15 protein-coding genes are annotated in these 16129 nt (G+C 63.6%); 6 read left to right on the forward strand and 9 right to left on the reverse strand.

Features of this window, described 5'->3' with window-relative positions; all coding sequences use genetic code 11:
• Positions 1 to 15 precede the first annotated feature (15 nt).
• The 5 genes from JJE66_RS07760 to JJE66_RS07780 all read right to left on the reverse strand — a co-directional run bounded on the left by JJE66_RS07760 (position 16) and on the right by JJE66_RS07780 (position 5511).
• Positions 16 to 1854, reverse strand: coding sequence for a long-chain fatty acid--CoA ligase (locus JJE66_RS07760; protein WP_200513597.1), 1839 nt, complete (start codon positions 1852 to 1854; stop codon positions 16 to 18).
• 77 nt (positions 1855 to 1931) lie between these two features.
• The gene (locus JJE66_RS07765; RefSeq protein ID WP_200513599.1) at positions 1932 to 2720 is read right to left on the reverse strand and encodes an ABC transporter ATP-binding protein; all 789 of its coding nucleotides are present in this window, start codon (positions 2718 to 2720) and stop codon (positions 1932 to 1934) included.
• 3 nt (positions 2721 to 2723) lie between these two features.
• Positions 2724 to 3482: an ABC transporter ATP-binding protein gene (locus tag JJE66_RS07770; RefSeq protein WP_200513601.1), complete on the reverse strand. Its 759-nt coding sequence runs from the start codon at positions 3480 to 3482 to the stop codon at positions 2724 to 2726.
• Positions 3479 to 4630, reverse strand: coding sequence for a branched-chain amino acid ABC transporter permease (locus JJE66_RS07775; protein WP_200513603.1), 1152 nt, complete (start codon positions 4628 to 4630; stop codon positions 3479 to 3481). The genes JJE66_RS07770 and JJE66_RS07775 overlap by 4 nt, the downstream gene beginning before the upstream one ends.
• A 5-nt stretch (positions 4631 to 4635) precedes the next feature.
• On the reverse strand, positions 4636 to 5511 hold the full coding sequence (locus tag JJE66_RS07780) for a branched-chain amino acid ABC transporter permease (protein ID WP_200513605.1): 876 nt from the start codon (positions 5509 to 5511) through the stop codon (positions 4636 to 4638).
• A gap of 275 nt (positions 5512 to 5786) precedes the next feature.
• Between JJE66_RS07780 and JJE66_RS07785 the strand changes: the two genes are divergently transcribed.
• The 4 genes from JJE66_RS07785 (at position 5787) to JJE66_RS07800 (ending at position 9568) form a co-directional block, all read left to right on the forward strand.
• Complete coding sequence (locus JJE66_RS07785) at positions 5787 to 6536, forward strand: ABC transporter ATP-binding protein (protein ID WP_200515300.1); 750 nt, start codon at positions 5787 to 5789, stop codon at positions 6534 to 6536.
• On the forward strand, positions 6533 to 8059 hold the full coding sequence (locus tag JJE66_RS07790) for a permease (protein WP_200513607.1): 1527 nt from the start codon (positions 6533 to 6535) through the stop codon (positions 8057 to 8059). Before JJE66_RS07785 ends, JJE66_RS07790 begins: the two co-directional genes overlap by 4 nt.
• A 91-nt stretch (positions 8060 to 8150) precedes the next feature.
• Positions 8151 to 8963 carry an MBL fold metallo-hydrolase gene (locus JJE66_RS07795; protein WP_200513609.1) on the forward strand — a complete coding sequence of 271 codons (813 nt, stop codon included), beginning with the start codon at positions 8151 to 8153 and terminating at the stop codon, positions 8961 to 8963.
• A 65-nt stretch (positions 8964 to 9028) separates the two neighbouring features.
• Entirely contained in the window at positions 9029 to 9568 is a 540-nt protein-coding gene (locus tag JJE66_RS07800; RefSeq protein WP_200513611.1) for a hypothetical protein, read from the forward strand.
• Here JJE66_RS07800 and JJE66_RS07805 read toward each other — a convergent pair.
• A complete protein-coding gene (locus JJE66_RS07805; protein ID WP_200513613.1) occupies positions 9565 to 9954 on the reverse strand; it encodes a nuclear transport factor 2 family protein in 390 nt (129 codons plus the stop codon). The genes JJE66_RS07800 and JJE66_RS07805 overlap by 4 nt on opposite strands.
• Positions 9955 to 10144: 190 nt before the next feature.
• Positions 10145 to 10600, reverse strand: coding sequence for a cupin domain-containing protein (locus JJE66_RS07810; protein ID WP_200513615.1), 456 nt, complete (start codon positions 10598 to 10600; stop codon positions 10145 to 10147).
• Positions 10601 to 10836: 236 nt separating this feature from the next.
• On the opposite strand from JJE66_RS07810, the gene JJE66_RS07815 reads away from it, so the two are divergent.
• Positions 10837 to 11391 (forward strand): hypothetical protein, encoded by a 555-nt coding sequence (locus tag JJE66_RS07815; protein ID WP_200513617.1) that lies wholly within the window; start codon positions 10837 to 10839, stop codon positions 11389 to 11391.
• A gap of 131 nt (positions 11392 to 11522) precedes the next feature.
• On the opposite strand, the gene JJE66_RS07820 is transcribed toward JJE66_RS07815, so the two are convergent.
• Together JJE66_RS07820 and pcaB are read right to left on the reverse strand one after the other, a co-directional pair.
• Positions 11523 to 12779, reverse strand: a complete 1257-nt coding sequence (locus JJE66_RS07820; protein ID WP_200513619.1) for an aminopeptidase — start codon at positions 12777 to 12779, stop codon at positions 11523 to 11525.
• 102 nt (positions 12780 to 12881) lie between these two features.
• On the reverse strand, positions 12882 to 14243 hold the full coding sequence (gene pcaB / locus JJE66_RS07825; protein ID WP_200513621.1) for a 3-carboxy-cis,cis-muconate cycloisomerase: 1362 nt from the start codon (positions 14241 to 14243) through the stop codon (positions 12882 to 12884).
• A gap of 286 nt (positions 14244 to 14529) precedes the next feature.
• Here pcaB and JJE66_RS07830 point away from each other — a divergent pair, with 286 nt between their 5' ends.
• Positions 14530 to 16089 carry a winged helix-turn-helix domain-containing tetratricopeptide repeat protein gene (locus JJE66_RS07830; protein ID WP_200513623.1) on the forward strand — a complete coding sequence of 520 codons (1560 nt, stop codon included), beginning with the start codon at positions 14530 to 14532 and terminating at the stop codon, positions 16087 to 16089.
• Positions 16090 to 16129 lie beyond the last annotated feature (40 nt).

The following is a 16129-nucleotide window of genomic DNA, read 5'->3' on the forward strand; positions in this document are numbered from 1 at the left end:
TCCTGAAGATGCGCCTCACGCCACCGCGCGCGCGAGATACATCGCCTCGATCTCGGCAGCGTAACGCTTGTGCACGAAATTGCGCTTCAGCTTCATGGTCGGTGTCAGCTCCTCGTCCTCAGGCGTGAGCTGGCGTTCGATCAGGCAGAATTTCTTGACGGTCTCGACGCGGGCGAAATTGCCATTCACCGCTTCGATCTCGTGCCAGATCAGGTCCTGGATCTCTCTTGCCCGGCACAGGCTGGCGTAATTGGTGAAGGGGATGTCGTGGTCCTGAGCGAACTTCTCGACATTCTCCTGGTCGATCATCACGAGGCAGGTGAGGTAGGGCCGCTTGTCGCCGATCACCACGGCGTCCGAGATATAGGGCGAGAATTTGAGCTGGTTCTCGATCCCCGACGGCGTGATGTTCTTGCCGCCGGAGGTGATGATGATGTCCTTCATCCGGTCGGTGATCTTGATGAAGCCCTCGTTGTCGATGGTGCCGACGTCGCCGGTGTGCAGCCAGCCGCGCGGATCGATCGTTTCCGCCGTCCTCTCCGGCTGATTCAGATAGCCCATGAACAGGAAGTCACCCCGGATCAGGATCTCGCCGTCCGGCGAGAGCGCGACTTCGCCCCATGACACGGCCTTGCCGACCGAACCGAGCCTGATGCGGTCCGGCGGCATCACGGTCGCGACACCGCAATTCTCGGTCTGGCCGTAAACCTCGCAAATGTTGATGCCGAGCGCGAGATACCAGCGGATCAGGTCCGGCGAGATCGGTGCTGCGCCCGTGAACGCGATGCGACAGCGATCAAGCCCGATCATGCGACGGATGTTGCGGAACACCAGCCAATAGGCGAATCGATTGGCGAGCTTGAGCGAACGCGACGGCGTCCCGCCGCCGAGCCGGCAATCGGTCATGCGAAAGCCGACTTTGATGGCGCGGCGGTAGACCCATTGCTGGAACGGGGTCGCGTCCTTGAGCGCGATGGTGACGGCGGAATAGAACTTCTCCCAGATCCGCGGCACCGCGAGGAAGACCGTCGGCTGCACCTCGCGAAGATTGTCCGGCACGGTCTCCGAGCTCTCGGCGAAGTTCATCACCGAGCCCAGCGCAAGCGAGGTATAGTAGCCACCGATACGCTCCGCGACATGGCAAAGCGGCAGGAAGATCAGTCGCTCCTCATGTTCCTGTGCGGGGATGTAATCGTTGGCATGGCGCATCTGATGCGTCACGCTGCGGTTGGCGTGCATCGCTCCCTTGGGCGGACCGGTCGTGCCCGACGTGTAGACGAGGACTGCGAGATCGCCCGGGCCGCGGCCGTCGATCATCTGCTGCCACAGCTCCTCGTTGCCGACCATGTGGTTACGGCCGAGCGCGCGAAACGCGTCGAGCGACGTCACCATGTCGTCGGAGAAGCCGCTGAGGCCTTCCATGTCGAACACGATGATCCTTTGCAAGGTCGGGCAGCGCGCACGAATGGCGAGGACCTTGTCCAGCTGCTCTTCATCCTCGACAAAGATCACCCGGGTAGCGGAATCGTTGACGAGGTATTCGACCTGAACCGCGGAGTCGGTCGGATAGATGCCCGACGAGACACCGCCGGCGCACAGGATACCCATGTCGGCATGGACCCATTCCGGCACGGCATTGGCGATGATGGAGGCGACGTCCCCGGGCATGAAGCCGGTGGCGTGCAGGGCGTAGGCGATCTCCTTCGAGACCTCCAGCCACTCGCGCCAGCTCGTCGGCTGCCAGATGCCGAACGTCTTCTCGCGGATCGCGGGCCTGTCGCCGCGCAGCTCTGCTGCGCGCAAAAAGCTCTTCGCGATCGTATCAGCGACCGTCAACACCGCCGGTCGGGCCATGCGCATCTCCTCGTTGTCGCTTCGCGTCAACTCATCATCGCCAGCTCTTCATCTCCAAGTTCTTCATCGCCAGTTCTTCATCTCCAAGTCTTCTTCTTTTTCCAGCGCCGCTCGCCTCGCGCACCCTGTTCCTTGGCGCCAAGATAGAATTCCTGGATGTCCTTCGAATGCATCAAGCGGTCGCAGCTGTCGTTCATGACGATGCGGCCGAGCTCCAGCACATAGCCGTAATGCGCCGTCTCCAGCGCCACCCTGGCGTTCTGCTCGACCAGCAGGATCGACATGCCCTGCTCCTCGTTCACGCGGCGAATGATCGTGAAAATCTCCTTCACCAGGATCGGCGACAGGCCGAGCGAGGGTTCGTCGAGCAGCAACAATGTCGGACGGTTCATCAGCGCGCGCCCGATCGCCAGCATCTGCTGCTCGCCGCCGGAGAGCTGCCCGGCCGGCTGGTTGACGCGCTCCTTCAGCCGCGGGAAATAGCCGTAGACACGCTCGATATCCGCCGCGACGCCGTCGCGGTCGCTGCGCGGATAGGCGCCCATCATCAGGTTCTCGCGCACGGAGAGGAACGGGAACACCTCGCGTCCCTCCGGCACATGGCTGAGGCCCAGCCGTACGATGCGGTCGGCTTCCATGCGCTGGATCGACTTGCCCATGAACTCGATCGAGCCCTTTTGCGGGTCGAGAATGCCCGAGATCGTCTTCAGCACCGTGGTCTTGCCGGCACCATTGGCCCCGAGCAGCGTGACGATGCGACCGCGCGGCACCTCCAGCGAGATGCCGCGGATCGCCATGATCGGCCCGTAATAGCTCTCGATGTTGGAGAGCCTCAGGATGATCTCGGGCGCCGTGGTCGCATCCATCCGTCAGGCTCCCAGATACGCGGCGACGACGTCGGGATGCTGCTGAACTTCACTGGGCGAGCCCATGGCGAGCACGCGGCCATAGTTCAGCGCGATCACACGATCGGAAACGCGGTTGACCAGCGACATATCGTGCTCGACCATCAGCACGGTGACGCCGAGCTCGCTCTTCATGTCGCGAATCCAGAACGACATATCGTCGGTCTCTTCCACGTTGAGGCCGGAGGACGGTTCGTCGAGCAGGATCAGTTTCGGCTCGGAGCACAGCGCGCGTGCGAGCTCGATCACCTTGCGTACGCCGTAAGGCAGGCCCGAGATCAGCTTGTCGCGATAGGGTTCGAGGTCGAGGAACTCGATCACCTGCTCGACCCGGCGGCGATGCAGCTTCTCCTTGGCGCGCACGCTCGGCAGGAACAAAAGCTCCTGCCAGAGCTGCGTGGTCGAATGGCGGTGACGGCCGACCAGGAGGTTGGACAGCACGGTCGCATTCTCGAACAGCTCGATGTTCTGGAAGGTGCGAGCGATGCCGAGCCTGGCGATGTCGTAAGGCGGCTCCTCCGTGATGTCCTGGTCCTCGAAGAAGATGCGACCCGAAGTCGGCCGGTAGATTCGCGAGATCAGGTTGAAGATCGAGCTCTTGCCGGCGCCGTTTGGACCGATGATGGAGAGGATCTCGCCCTTCTCGACCGCGAACGACACCGCATCGACGGCCTTGAGGCCCCCGAAATGCAGCGACAAATTCTCGGCGCGCAGATAGCTCATCGGTTCCGCTCCGACTTCACGTAGATCTTCTGCCGCTTGAAGGTCGCGCGCTTGTAGAGCGGGAACAGCTGGAAGAAGAGCTTGATCTTCAGCCAGCGTCCGTAGAGGCCGAGCGGCTCGAACAGCACGAACAGCATGATGATGATGCCGTAGATCGCGCCCTTCAGGCCGTTCAGCGATGCGAACGTCGCGATGCTGTCCTGGATGTGCGCTGCGCGCTCCTTGCCGGCACCAAACGTCGCGGCAACGCCGGCGATGATATCGGGCATGTCGTCCTTGAGATACGTCAGGAACGGGTCGATCATCACGATGAAGATCGCGCCCAGCACCGCACCGTGCAGCGAGAAGGTGCCGCCGATCAGGATCACGATGATGAACTCGATCGAAAGCTGGAGCGTGAACATCTCCGGCGAAATGAAGGACAGCTTGTGCGCGAACAGCACGCCGGCAAAGCCGGTGATCGCCGCCGAGATCGCAAAGGATTTGACCTTGTAGAGCGCGACATTGACGCCCATGCTGCGCGCCGCCGTCTCGCTGTCGCGGATCGCGACGAAGGCGCGCCCCGTTGGCGAGCGCAGCAGATTGAGCGTGCCGACGATGGTCAGCACCAGTACGGCGAGACACAGAAAATAGAAAGTCGGGCTGTCGCGCGAGACGGTGGCGCCGAGCAGCGACACCGCCTTGATTCGCATGCCCTCGTTGCCGTTGGTGACGCTTTCCCAGCGCGCCAAAATCTCCTCGACGATGAAGGCGAAGGAGATGGTGGCGATGACGAGATAGATGCCCTGGAGCCGCAGCGCGGGGAAACCGACCAGCGCCCCGATCAGGCCGGTCAGGGCGCCTGCGGCGAGGAAATAGAGCGGAAAAGGGACGTTGTATTTTTGCAAATAGGCGGCCGTATATGCGCCGATCGCGAGAAACGCGGCATGCCCAAGCGAAGCCTGCCCGGTAAAGCCGGTCAGGATCAGCAGCGCCACGCCGACGGTCGCATAGATGCAGACGAAGACGAGCTGGCTCATCAGATAGCTGGAGAGCACGTAGGGCGCGATCAGCAGCACCGCGAGCAGGAGGCCATAGGAGACGACATAGCCCGAATGCGGGAAGAGCCTGATATCGTCCTCATAGTCGGTCTTGAACAGGAAGCGCATCGCGTTCAGACCTTCTTGCGGGCGTGGAGGCCGAACAGGCCTTCGGGCTTCAGCAGCAGCACCGCAAGCAGCACGATGTAGGGCGCGACATCTTTCCATCCTTCCGGCAGATAGAAGCCGGCCATGCTCTCGATCACGCCGATCAGCACGCCGCCGACGACCGCGCCGGGAATCGAGCCGAAGCCGCCGAGGACCGCGGCCGGAAACGCCTTGAGCCCGAGCACGAGGCCCACATTCGAGTGAATGAAGGTGATCGGCGCCAGCAGCACGCCGGCGCAGGTCGCGACCGCCGCGCTGATCGCCCAGACGATCGACACCACGCGCTTGACGGGAATGCCCATGTAATATGCCGCCAGCATGTTCTCGGAACTGGCGCGCATCGCGGTTCCGAGCGTGGTCTTGTTGAAGAACAGCCAGAGCAGCGCGCAGAGGATGATCGTCGCCGCGATCACCGAGAGCTTGTCATGGGCGAGCACCAGCGAACCGATGCGCAGCACGCCCTGGCTGAACGGCGTCTCGATCTTGAAATCGTCGGTGCCCCAGATCATGCCGGCGACCGAGCGCAGGAAGTAACCGAGCCCGATGGTGGCCATGATGATGGAGAACTGCGGATAGCCGAGGATCGGCCGCACCACGATCCGCTCCGCCAGCATACCGAACAGCGCCATCGCCACCACCGCACCGGCAAAGCCGACCCAGTAGTTCAGGCCCATCATGCCGATGAAGGTAAAGGCGAAGAAGCCGCCCAGCATCATCAAATCGCCCTGGGCGAAGTTGACGACCTCGGTGGCCTTGTAGACGAGCACGAAGCCGAGCGCGATCAGGCCGTAGACACAGCCGAGCGCAACACCGCTGACCAGCTGCTGAACGAAATCCAGCATCGCCGCGCTTCCTCCGGATGCAACCAGCGGTTCTTGATGACCGCCATCTCGCATCTTGTGTCCAGCCGCTACGCAGTGTTTTCGCCGCGTCAGCGCCATTTGTCCCGTCGCCAATTCAGCCTGAACCGCCAAGCGCTGTCAACAAACGGTGACTTGCCTTTAGTCCAAGGCGTCGTCGAAGTCGGATGCCGGAATTTGCGGCAGCGCGATTCACCGAGCCGAAACATCTTCAGGTCATGGTCGCGAGCAATGCAAAACCGGATGGTGTGGCCGTCATGAAGCCCGACAGCTCGGCGCTCGAAGTCTTGGGGTTAACGAAGCGTTTTGACCGTTTGGCGGTCGATAGCCTCGATCTCACCATTCATGCCGGCGAATTCTACGCCCTGGTTGGCCCCAACGGCGCCGGCAAGACCACCACCCTGCGCATGGTTGCAGGCCTGCTGCGGCCCGACGCCGGTGCGGTCTCGATCTTCGGCATCGATGCGCTCCAAAATCCCGTCGCCGCCAAGCAGGTGACCGCGTGGGTCTCCGACGAACCCATGATCTATGACAAGCTGACCCCGCTCGAATATCTGGAATTCGTCGCCGGCCTCTGGGGCATTTCGCCATCCGTCTCGGAACCGGTCGCCGAGGAACTCCTCTGCTCGCTCGGACTCGAACCGCACCGGCACGAACGCTGCGACGGCTTTTCCAAGGGCATGCGTCAGAAGGTGGCGCTCGCCGGCGCGCTGGTGCACGATCCCCGCCTCATCATCCTCGACGAGCCGCTGACTGGCCTCGATGCCGTCTCGGCGCGCCATGTGAAGGGCCTTTTGAACGAACGCGTTCAGGCTGGCTGCACCATCATCATGACCACGCATATTCTCGAGGTGGCCGAGCGCATGGCCGACCGCATCGGCGTGATCGCCTCGGGCCGACTGGTCGCGGAAGGCACGCTCACTGAGCTGCGCCAGCAGAACGGCCATGCCGACACCAGCCTCGAAGATCTCTTCATCGCATTGGTGACGCTCCAGGAAGCCGCATGAGCTCGGCGACCGCGCTCTCCTGGTTTGCCCGTCACGAGCTTCGGCTCGCGTGGCGCGAATGGTTCGCCATGATGTCGGGCGGACGACGCCGGCGAACGCGTGCGGCCGTGGTCGGCCTGCTCTTCTTCGCGGCGCTCCTGCACGTGCCGGCCTGGGCCGTGATCGGCCGCTTTGCCAATCTGCAACTGCCGCTCGACAAATCCTCACTGATCGTGATCTCGGCGACGATCTTCCTGGCCTGGACGCTGATGCTGTCGCAGGCGATCGAATCGGTGACGCGGGTGTTTTACGCCCGCGCCGATCTCGACCTCATCATGTCCTCGCCGGCGCGGCTCGCCAATCTGTTCTCGGTGCGCATTGCCGCGATCGCACTCACCGTCACGACGATGGCGCTGCTGTTCTCGACGCCCTTCATCGACGTGCTGGTGATCGGCGGCGGCCCGCGATGGCTTGCGGCCTTCGGCGTGGTCGTCGCGATGGGCCTGTCGGCTGCGGCGATCGCGATCGCCGTCACCATCCTCCTGTTTCGCCTGATCGGCCCGGCGCGAACGCGCTTCGTGGCCCAGATCCTAGCCGCCATCATCGGCGCCGGCTTCGTGATCGCGCTCCAGGTCGCCGCGATCATCTCCTATGGCACACTGTCGCGCTTCACCATTCTGACGTCCGGTGCCTTCGCTTCCCACGCCCCCGAAATCGACAGCATCTGGTGGTGGCCCGCCCGGGCCACCATGGGTGACAGCAACGCGCTGCTGTCGCTGCTGGCCCTTGGGTTCGTGCTGCTCGGAAGCGTGATGGCGATCTTCTCGGGCCGCTTCGCCGATACCGCGATCGACGCCGCCGCTTATGGCACATCCGGCCGCAAGCGCGCGAAGGAACGCCCGTTCCGCGGCGGATCGCGGCAGCAGGCGCTGCGGCGCAAGGAGTTCACGCTGCTCTGGCGCGACCCCTGGCTGATCTCGCAGACTTTGATGCAGCTGCTCTATCTGGTGCCGCCTGCGCTGCTGCTCTGGCGTAGCTTTGCCGACAGTTCTGCCGCGCTGACGCTGATCTCGCCCGTGATCGTGATGGCCGCGGGTCAGCTCGCCGGAGGGCTCGCCTGGCTGACGATCTCCGGCGAGGACGCGCCCGATCTGGTCGCGACTGCGCCGCTGACACCCTCGAACGTCATCCGGGCCAAGATCGAGGTGGTGCTGATTGCGATTGCCGTCATCTTCAGCCCGCTGGTTGCGGCGCTGGTTTTCGCCTCGCCGTTCCAGGCTGCGATCACGGCAGCCACGATGATCATCAGCGCCGCCTCCGCCACCGCGATCCAGCTCTGGTTCCGCGTCCAGGCCCGACGCAGCCAATTCCGCCGCCGTCAGACGTCTTCGCGGCTTGCCACCTTCGCCGAGGCCTTCTCCTCGATCGGCTGGGCCGCCACCGCGGCACTGCTGCTCACGCTCCCCATCGCCGGCATCGTCAGCGGCCTGATTACTGCGGGCCTAGTTGCCATCACCTGGAAGTTCAGCCCGCGTCGGGAGTGAAGGCGGTGCGACACTGACGCGCTGTTGATCGCAGTCCATTGGCGACGCGCTGCGTTGCGCGCTAGACTTCCCTGAGGTCACGGGACTCGATATGCGGCAACTCATCTCGGCGGCATTTGCGCTGTTGAGCGCCTGTCTCTCACCAGCCCTCGCCCAGCAGCCACCGCGCAGCGAATGCCTGGCCATGGCGAACGCGGCGCCTCGCGCGATGCCGGTCGCCTTCAGGCAGGCGACCGCTGCGGCCGAGGTCGAGATCACCTATGCCGGCCACTCCACCTATTTCATCGACACGCCTGGCGGCCTGCGCATCGCGACCGATTATAGCGGCGCCTATCAGGTCGGCCGGCTGCCCGATGTCGTCACCATGAACCGGGCGCACAGCACCCACTACACTCTCTTCCCCGACAAGCGTATTCCCCATGTGCTGCATGGCTGGGGCGAGGACGGCAAACCCGCCGCCATTTCGGAACGCATCGGCGACACCTTGATCCGCAACGTTACGACCGACATCCGCCGCTATTTCGGCGACGATTCCGGCACCGACATGATCCGCGACGGCAATTCGATCTTCATCTTCGAGGTCGCGGGCCTCTGCATCGGCCATCTCGGCCATCTCCACCACAAGCTCGACGACAGCCATTTCGCCCAGATCGGACGGCTCGACATCGTGATGGTGCCGATCGACGGCACCTACACCATGTCACTCGACGGCGTCTCGGAGATCACCAAGCGGTTGCGCGCTTCGGTGGTATTGCCGATGCACCGCTTTGCCACCCCGCTCGACGAATTCATGCGCCTAATCGGCCAGCAGTTCGAAATCGACCGCCGCACCGAGCGGTCCCTGCGAATCTCGCGAGATACGCTGCCGTCGACACCGACGGTGATCATCCTCGATGGGGTCTGACGCGCAATTTTATCCAAGCCGGCTATCGGCTGTTCGTGCTGATCTCCTCGCAACAGGAGATCGACATGACCGACTTTGCGAGACTTTTGCATGCGGATGGACCGAACGCGGAGCACGCGGCGGCACTTCAGCTCTACGGCCGCTTCGTCGGCGACTGGGATGCCGAGATCACGGCGCACGGTCCCGACGGTACCAGGCACACCGCGCCGGGCGAGATTCATTTCGGCTGGGTGCTCAAGGGCCGTGCCGTCCAGGATATCTGGATCATTCCCCACCCCTCGGGCAGTCCGGCTTTTCCGATCGCCGGCAATTGGTACGGCACAACGTTGCGCGTCTACGACCCCTCCATTTCCGCGTGGCGGATTTCCTGGTTCGATCCCGGCCGCTGCATGTTTCGCCAACAGATCGGCCGGCCGCGCGGCGAAGACATTGTGCAGGAAGGCACGACCGAATCCGGCGACCTCACGCGCTGGAGTTTTACGGAGATTACCGAGAATTCCTTCCACTGGCTCGGCGAGGTCAAGCCCGCAACGGCAACCGATTGGCGGCTGGTGGTCGATGTCGGGGCGATCCGGCGGGCGGCGATCGCTGCCAGCACAGACTAGGCAGCCGCAGCTTCTTTCAACGGCTTCGGATCGAAATAGGGACGCAGTTCCCTGATCTTTCCGTTCTCGATCCGAAAGAAGTCGAAGATTGGCACCACAACTTCTGTTGCACCCGCCGGAGCGAAGGTCGCTTTCCATAGCGTGCCCACGCAATCGCCATCGACCAGATGGCGCTCCACTTCGGCCCTGCGTACGGGGATTCTGGGAAATACGCGCTTCTTTAGGAACTCCGCCGCGGCTGCCTTGCCGACCACGGGGTGTTCCGGATCGATCGGGCTGATCAGCACGATGTCGTCGGCGAACGGCATCCTGTCCAGGTCATTCGACGTGAGACCCGCGAGAAAATCCTCGATCGCTTTGAGCTTCTCGTCAGTCGCGTTGGCCATTTCGGTTCCTCCGATCTGCCTGCTTGACCTGCAAAACGCGCGACTGCCGCAAACGTTGCGTTCGGCTTCCACGCCGAGGGAAAACGCAAACTTGCCAACAAGCGCGATGTCATGCGCACGCGACAAGGGGCCGGGATTTTCATCCCGGCCCCTCTCCGTCGTGGCCGCTGGGAAGCGTCCTTGAATAAGATTAGCCGGCACCCATCAGTGTCGCGGAACGGCGCTCGCCCGCCGAGAGGAACATCCGCTTCAGCTTGTTGACGACGCGGATCATGAAGCCAATGACGGCCGGGTTGGTCTTGCGGCAGAAGGCGATCTTCTTGACGTGGCCTTCGACATGCCATTTGGCATGCGCGCCGTCGCGGAAGAAGATGACGTCGCCGACGCCGTAGCGCTTCGGCGGCATGCCGTCGCTCTCCAGCACGATCGATCCTTCCAGGATCATGATCGTCTCGTCGAAATCATAGTACCAGTTGAAGCGGCCTTCGGTGCACGACCAGATGATGGTCGAGGAGGTGCCGTCTGCGCTGGTCGACAGGATGTGCGAACGCGAGACCGGGTTACCCTCGATGATCCATGCCGGCTCGATCGGCCGCAGCTCCAAATCCACATTGCAACTACTGATTTCAATCAACGCGCGCGACATCTGCTTCCCCAGGCGATAGAATAAGTATGGCCGGGTCGGACCCGGATTGTTTCGAAAGATGCCGGGAAGGCTAATAGCCGGCTTTTAATTCTTTCTTACGCACGCCCCGACAATCAGCCGCAAGTTGCAGACGCGAAGCGGTTAACGTCGCGATTTCCCTGCAAATTCGAGCACATGAACCGATCTTTTCCGGGGTGCGACAAAGTGCGCGAAGCGACCCAGAAGGAGCCCCATCGATGCCCCTGACCCCAGAGGTTCTGACAGCCCAAGGCGAGATCGTCGCCTGGCTCGGCAGCCTTGACGTCTCGTTTGCGCCGGACGAGGAGCCCTGGTTCACGATCGACGGCGTCGAACGCGCCCGGCAGATCGGCAGTGACGGCTCAGGCGGCGCCTTCGTGCTGCTGCCGTCGCGGAATGTGCTCTACGTCTCGTCCGAAGGTCGCGCGGGCATTGTCGCCGACAGTTTCGAGGCGTTCATCCAGCTCGTCATTGCCCACCCCTATTGGCTCGACATCCTCAAATTCTCCGCCGGCGGCGATCTCCAGGAAATGCGCCGCGCGGCGGATGCGCTGGAGGCGACACTCGAGGACGAGGACGACGTCAACGAGGCGAGAGAGGAAATCCGCGGGGGACTCGACCTGCCGGAGGCAGACGATCCGGTCGGCGCGCTTTACGAGGCGGTCGCAGCCTCCGACGCCATCGTGCGGGCCACCGACGGCAGTCCGTTCACGACGCTGTTCAACCGCTTCAGCATCGACAACAACCCGATGCTGCGGAACCCGGCGGCGTGAGACCCTTGACGCCAGCGTTTGGACTTGAACCTTCCACGATCGTCATGGCCGGGCCTGTCCCGGCCATCCACGCCTTGCGACACAAAGAACGTGGATGCCCGAGACAAGCCCGGGCATGACGAGCTGCGGCGTTACTTCGCCCACTCGCCCTTGCGGAACACCGGCACCTTGCTGCCGTCGGCCAGAATACCGTCGATGTCGGTCTCGGCCGAGCCGATCATCCAGTCGATATGGATCAGGCTCTGGTTGCCGCCTTGCGCGGCGATCTGCTGCGGCGTGAGCTGCGCGCCGTTGACGAAGCACTTCGAATAGCATTGGCCGAGCGCGATGTGGGACGCTGCGTTCTCGTCGAACAGCGTGTTGTAGAACAGCAGCCCGCTCTGCGAGATCGGCGAGGAATGCGGCACCAGCGCCACTTCGCCGAGGCGGCGTGCGCCCTCGTCGGTGTCGAGCACCTTGTTCAGCACTTCCGCGCCGCGCGAGGCCTTGGCGTCGACGATCCTGCCGTCCTCGAAGCGCACGGCGATGTTGTCGATCAGCGTACCCTGGTAGGACAGCGGCTTCGAGCTCACGACATGGCCATAGACCCGCCGGCAGTGTGGCGTGGTGAAGACCTCTTCGGTCGGAATATTGGCGTTGCAGCTGATGCCGTTCTTGGAGAGCGAGGCACCGCCTTCCCATTCATGGCCGTCAGCCAAGCCTATGGTGAGGTCGGTGCCGGGCCCTGAATATTGCAGCGCGCGAAAACGCTGGCCGTTGAGCCAATTGGTGCGCTCGCGCAGCACTGCATTGTGGCTTGCCCAATTGGCCGTGGCGTCCTCGCGATCGACACGGGACGCCGCGAAGATGGCGTCCGCGAGCTTGCCGACCGCGATCTCTTCGGGATCGTTCGGGAAGACCTGCTTGGCCCAGGATGTGCTCGGATAGGCGATGATGTTCCAGTTGGTATCGAAATTGACGATCTTTTCCAGCGCCGGCTGATACGCCATGGAATTGGCCTTGCTGGCGCGCGCCACCTTGGACGCATCTTCGCCCGACAGCAGCATCGGATTGTCGCCGACGATGGCGAGACGCGCGGTGTTGTCGGCGAACGCCTTCGCCATGCCCTCGTAGAGCCAACCGGCGGCGCGATCAAAGCTGCTGTCGTGACCGTAGCGATAGCGCGCCAGTGTCATTTCTTCGTCCGAGAGGATCGGCGTCACGATTCCCGCGCCGGCCTTGTAGGCGTGCACGGCGATCCGCCGCACCAGCGGCAGCGCCATCGCTGGCGCCGTCAGAAGAAGGTCCTGTCCCGGCCGCAAGCCCAATCCCACCTTCACCGCCACCTCGGCCAAACGGTCGAGTTTCACGGGATCGATGGAAGTTGCGGAATTGCGTTGATCAGTCATGCCGGGTCCTCTGTCGGAATCTCTCGTTCAATCTAAGTCTAGCATCACGAGACACAAGTGCGCGAGCGTCTTGGCGCCTGTGAAAGATACGCAGTTTGGTTTTCAACGCGTTGCCGATTTCAGCACCCGGTCGACCATGGCCGGCGCAAGACCAAGGTAATTTATCGGTGAAGTGAGGGCCTCGATGCCGGCGCGATCGATTTGGGCCGTGACGCGCGGATCGGCCGACAGCGCATCGGCAAGGCTGATGCCCTCCTCGTTGGCGAGCCGGCAGGCGTCGTAGACCACGTCGTGCGCGTCCTGCCGGCCCATCTGCGGCGCCAGCCCCATCATGACCGCTTCGGCCACAATCAGACCACGACTAAGGGCGAGGTTGTCGTTCATCTTCCTCTCGTCCACGATCAGGCCAGCGAGGGCGAACTTGGCCTGGTGCAGCGCGCCGGCAGTCAGCACGAAGCTTTCGGGGATCGCCATCCATTCGGCGTGCCACGGACCGGTGGCGCGCTCGAAATCCTGCACCATGGCATCCAGCATCAGCCCCGCGTGCTGACGCACCGCCTTGGACGCGGCAAGCATCAGCTCCGAGGAGATCGGGTTGCGCTTCTGCGGCATGGTCGAGGAGGCGCCGCGGCCCTTGACGAAGGGCTCATAGACCTCGGCGAATTCGGTCGAGGCCATGATCATGATGTCGAGCGCGATCTTGCCGAGCGAGCCGGTGACGAGCGCGAGGAAGTTCACGGCCTCGGCAAAGCCGTCGCGCGCGACGTGCCAGGTCGAGATCGGAACGCCAAGCTTCAGTTCGGCACAGAGCGCCGCCTGGACCTCGAAGCCCTTGTCGCCGAGCGAGGCCAGCGTGCCGGCGGCGCCCGCGAACTGGCCGACCAGCACGCGCGGCTTCAATTGCGTCAGACGCTCGGCCTGGCGGTCGAACATCGCAAGCCAGATCGCGGTCTTGTAGCCAAAGGTCACCGGCAGCGCCTGCTGGAGATGGGTGCGGCCCGCCATCGGCGTGTCGCGATGGCGCCTGGAGAGATCGGCGAGGATTTTGCGCAGCTCCGCGATATCGCGTTCGATGACCTCGAAGCCAGCGCGCAGCTGCAGGACCACCGCGGTGTCCATGATGTCCTGCGTGGTCGCGCCCCAATGCACGTAGCGGCCGGCCTCGCCGCACTGCTTCACCATCTGATGCACCAAAGGCAGGATCGGATAGCCGACGATGTCGGTCTCCTGCCGCAGCAACTCGAAGTCGAGCGCGGCGACATCGGTGCGGGCCGCGATCTGATCGGCGGCGTCCTGCGGGATCACGCCGCATCTCGCCTCGGCCTTCGCGAGCGCCACCTCGACTTCCGCATAGCGCCCGACCAGCGCGACATCGGAAAACACCTCGCGCATCTGCGGCGTGCCGAAAGCATCGCGGAACAGCATAGAATCGAGCACGGTGGTCGAGGCGGGAAAGGCGGACATGGGCGCTTCTTTGCTGCTGTTACTTTATGTGGGAGATAGCTTACGCAGGTGACCGTGTTCGGCAATGGTGGTCCGTCGGCATCCGGATATCGCCGGAATGCCGCGACAACCTGACCAAAACCGTCACATTCCAATTCAAGTTGTATTCCTCCACGCAAATGGCATGGCAGCCATCCGGCGGTTGCGTTGAACCGGGCTGACCTCCCGGGGGACTTACAGACCTCAAACCGAAATCTATTTTGATTTCATCAATGCCTGAAATCGCCGTGAGGCCCGAGTTTTCGACGTGCAGTTTATGTTCCGGGACCACCTTCTCGACACCGACCGGCGCGAGCTGAGCCGCGAGCAGGTTCCCGTATCCGTGGAACCGCAGGTCTTCGACCTCGTCGTCCATCTCATGGAGAACCGCGACCGGGTCGTCAGCAAGGACGAGCTGATCGACAAAATCTGGCACGGCCGCAGCGTCTCCGAATCCACGCTCACCAGCCGGATCAATGCGGCGCGGAAGGCGATCGGCGACAACGGTGCCCGGCAGGCCCTGATCCGCACCATCGCGCGCAAGGGCTTTCGCTTCGTCGGCGATGTCGAGACCCAGTCCGGGGCAGCGACGGTAGAACCCGGCCGCGGCCTCCCAGCGTCGCACGCCCCGCTGGCACTGCCCGACCGGCCCGCGATCGCCGTGCTGCCCTTCACCAACATGAGCGGCGACCGCGAGCAGGACTATTTCTCCGACGGCATCAGTGAAGACATCATCACCGCGCTGTCGAAGCTGCGCTGGTTCTTCGTCGTCGCGCGCAACTCCTCCTTCGTCTACAAGGGCCGCGCCGTGCATCTCAACGAGGTCGCGCGCGAGCTCGGCGTCCGCTATGTGCTCGAAGGCAGCGTGCGCCGAAGCGGCGATCGCGTGCGCATCTCCGCCCAGCTCAACGACGTCTCGACCGGAGGCCATCTCTGGGCGGAACGCTACGATCGCGAAATCGCCGACATCTTCGCCGTGCAGGACGAGATCACAGAAGCCATCGTCGCCGCGATCGAGCCGCAGCTCTACGCCGCCGAAAATTTTCGCGCCCAGCAGAAGCCGCCGGGTAGCCTCGATGCCTGGGACTTCGTGATGCGCGCGCTGTCGCGTTACTGGCGCATCACGCGCGAGGACAATGCATCGGCGCAGGCGCTGCTCAAACAGGCAATCGCGATCGACCCGGCCTATGGCAAGGCGCTGGGCCTGCTCGCGACCAGCCACGTCTTTGGCGCCCATATGGGCTGGGCCGACATGGGCGCGACCGTCCCCGTCGCGGAAGCCGCAGCGCTTGCCGCGGTCGAGGCCGATCGCGACGATGCCTGGGCCCATCACGGGCTCGCCTATGCTTATCTGTTCCGCCGCCGCTTCGACGATGCGCTGGCGGAATTCGAGCTGGCGCTGATGCTCAATCCGAATTTCGCGATGGCGCACGCCTTCTACGGCGTCACGCTGTGCTACGCCGGACGGTGGCAAGACGGCGATGCCGCCGCACGCCGCGCGCTGCAGCTCAGTCCGCGCGATCCGCTCGCGGCGATCTATTGCGGTGTCGCGGGCTACGCCCAGTTCATCGGGCATAATTACGAGGACGCCATGCAGATGGCGCGGGAATCGATGCGCCAGCGGGCCGATTTCGTCGGCGCGCACCGCGTGCTGACGGCAGCGGCCGGCATGTCGGGTGATCCCGCACTTGCCGCCTCCGCGCTGGAAGGCTTGCGCCGCGCCCAGCCCGGCATCTCGCTCGCCTGGATCACGCGCGACCTGCCGATGCTGCGGGACGAGGACCGCGCGCTTTATCTGGAAGGATTTCGGCGCGCGGGGCTGGAGTAGTCCCTCCCCCTCGCCCCGCTTGCGAAGAGAGGGTCGGGGT

This window comes from Bradyrhizobium diazoefficiens (assembly GCF_016612535.1).
In the GTDB taxonomy this organism is placed as follows: Bacteria; Pseudomonadota; Alphaproteobacteria; order Rhizobiales; family Xanthobacteraceae; genus Bradyrhizobium; species Bradyrhizobium diazoefficiens_C.

Excerpts from the sequence above, each read along its gene's own strand:
- JJE66_RS07765 (WP_200513599.1), bottom strand. The coding sequence starts at position 2,720 with ATGGATGCGACCACGGCGCCCGAGATCATCCTGAGGCTCTCCAACATC.
- JJE66_RS07785 (WP_200515300.1), top strand. The coding sequence starts at position 5,787 with ATGAAGCCCGACAGCTCGGCGCTCGAAGTCTTGGGGTTAACGAAGCGT.
- JJE66_RS07760 (WP_200513597.1), bottom strand. The coding sequence starts at position 1,854 with ATGGCCCGACCGGCGGTGTTGACGGTCGCTGATACGATCGCGAAGAGC.
- JJE66_RS07770 (WP_200513601.1), bottom strand. The coding sequence starts at position 3,482 with ATGAGCTATCTGCGCGCCGAGAATTTGTCGCTGCATTTCGGGGGCCTC.
- JJE66_RS07815 (WP_200513617.1), top strand. The coding sequence starts at position 10,837 with ATGCCCCTGACCCCAGAGGTTCTGACAGCCCAAGGCGAGATCGTCGCC.
- JJE66_RS07820 (WP_200513619.1), bottom strand. The coding sequence starts at position 12,779 with ATGACTGATCAACGCAATTCCGCAACTTCCATCGATCCCGTGAAACTC.
- JJE66_RS07795 (WP_200513609.1), top strand. The coding sequence starts at position 8,151 with ATGCGGCAACTCATCTCGGCGGCATTTGCGCTGTTGAGCGCCTGTCTC.
- JJE66_RS07780 (WP_200513605.1), bottom strand. The coding sequence starts at position 5,511 with ATGCTGGATTTCGTTCAGCAGCTGGTCAGCGGTGTTGCGCTCGGCTGT.
- JJE66_RS07790 (WP_200513607.1), top strand. The coding sequence starts at position 6,533 with ATGAGCTCGGCGACCGCGCTCTCCTGGTTTGCCCGTCACGAGCTTCGG.
- JJE66_RS07810 (WP_200513615.1), bottom strand. The coding sequence starts at position 10,600 with ATGTCGCGCGCGTTGATTGAAATCAGTAGTTGCAATGTGGATTTGGAG.
- JJE66_RS07775 (WP_200513603.1), bottom strand. The coding sequence starts at position 4,630 with ATGCGCTTCCTGTTCAAGACCGACTATGAGGACGATATCAGGCTCTTC.
- pcaB (WP_200513621.1), bottom strand. The coding sequence starts at position 14,243 with ATGTCCGCCTTTCCCGCCTCGACCACCGTGCTCGATTCTATGCTGTTC.
- JJE66_RS07805 (WP_200513613.1), bottom strand. The coding sequence starts at position 9,954 with ATGGCCAACGCGACTGACGAGAAGCTCAAAGCGATCGAGGATTTTCTC.
- JJE66_RS07800 (WP_200513611.1), top strand. The coding sequence starts at position 9,029 with ATGACCGACTTTGCGAGACTTTTGCATGCGGATGGACCGAACGCGGAG.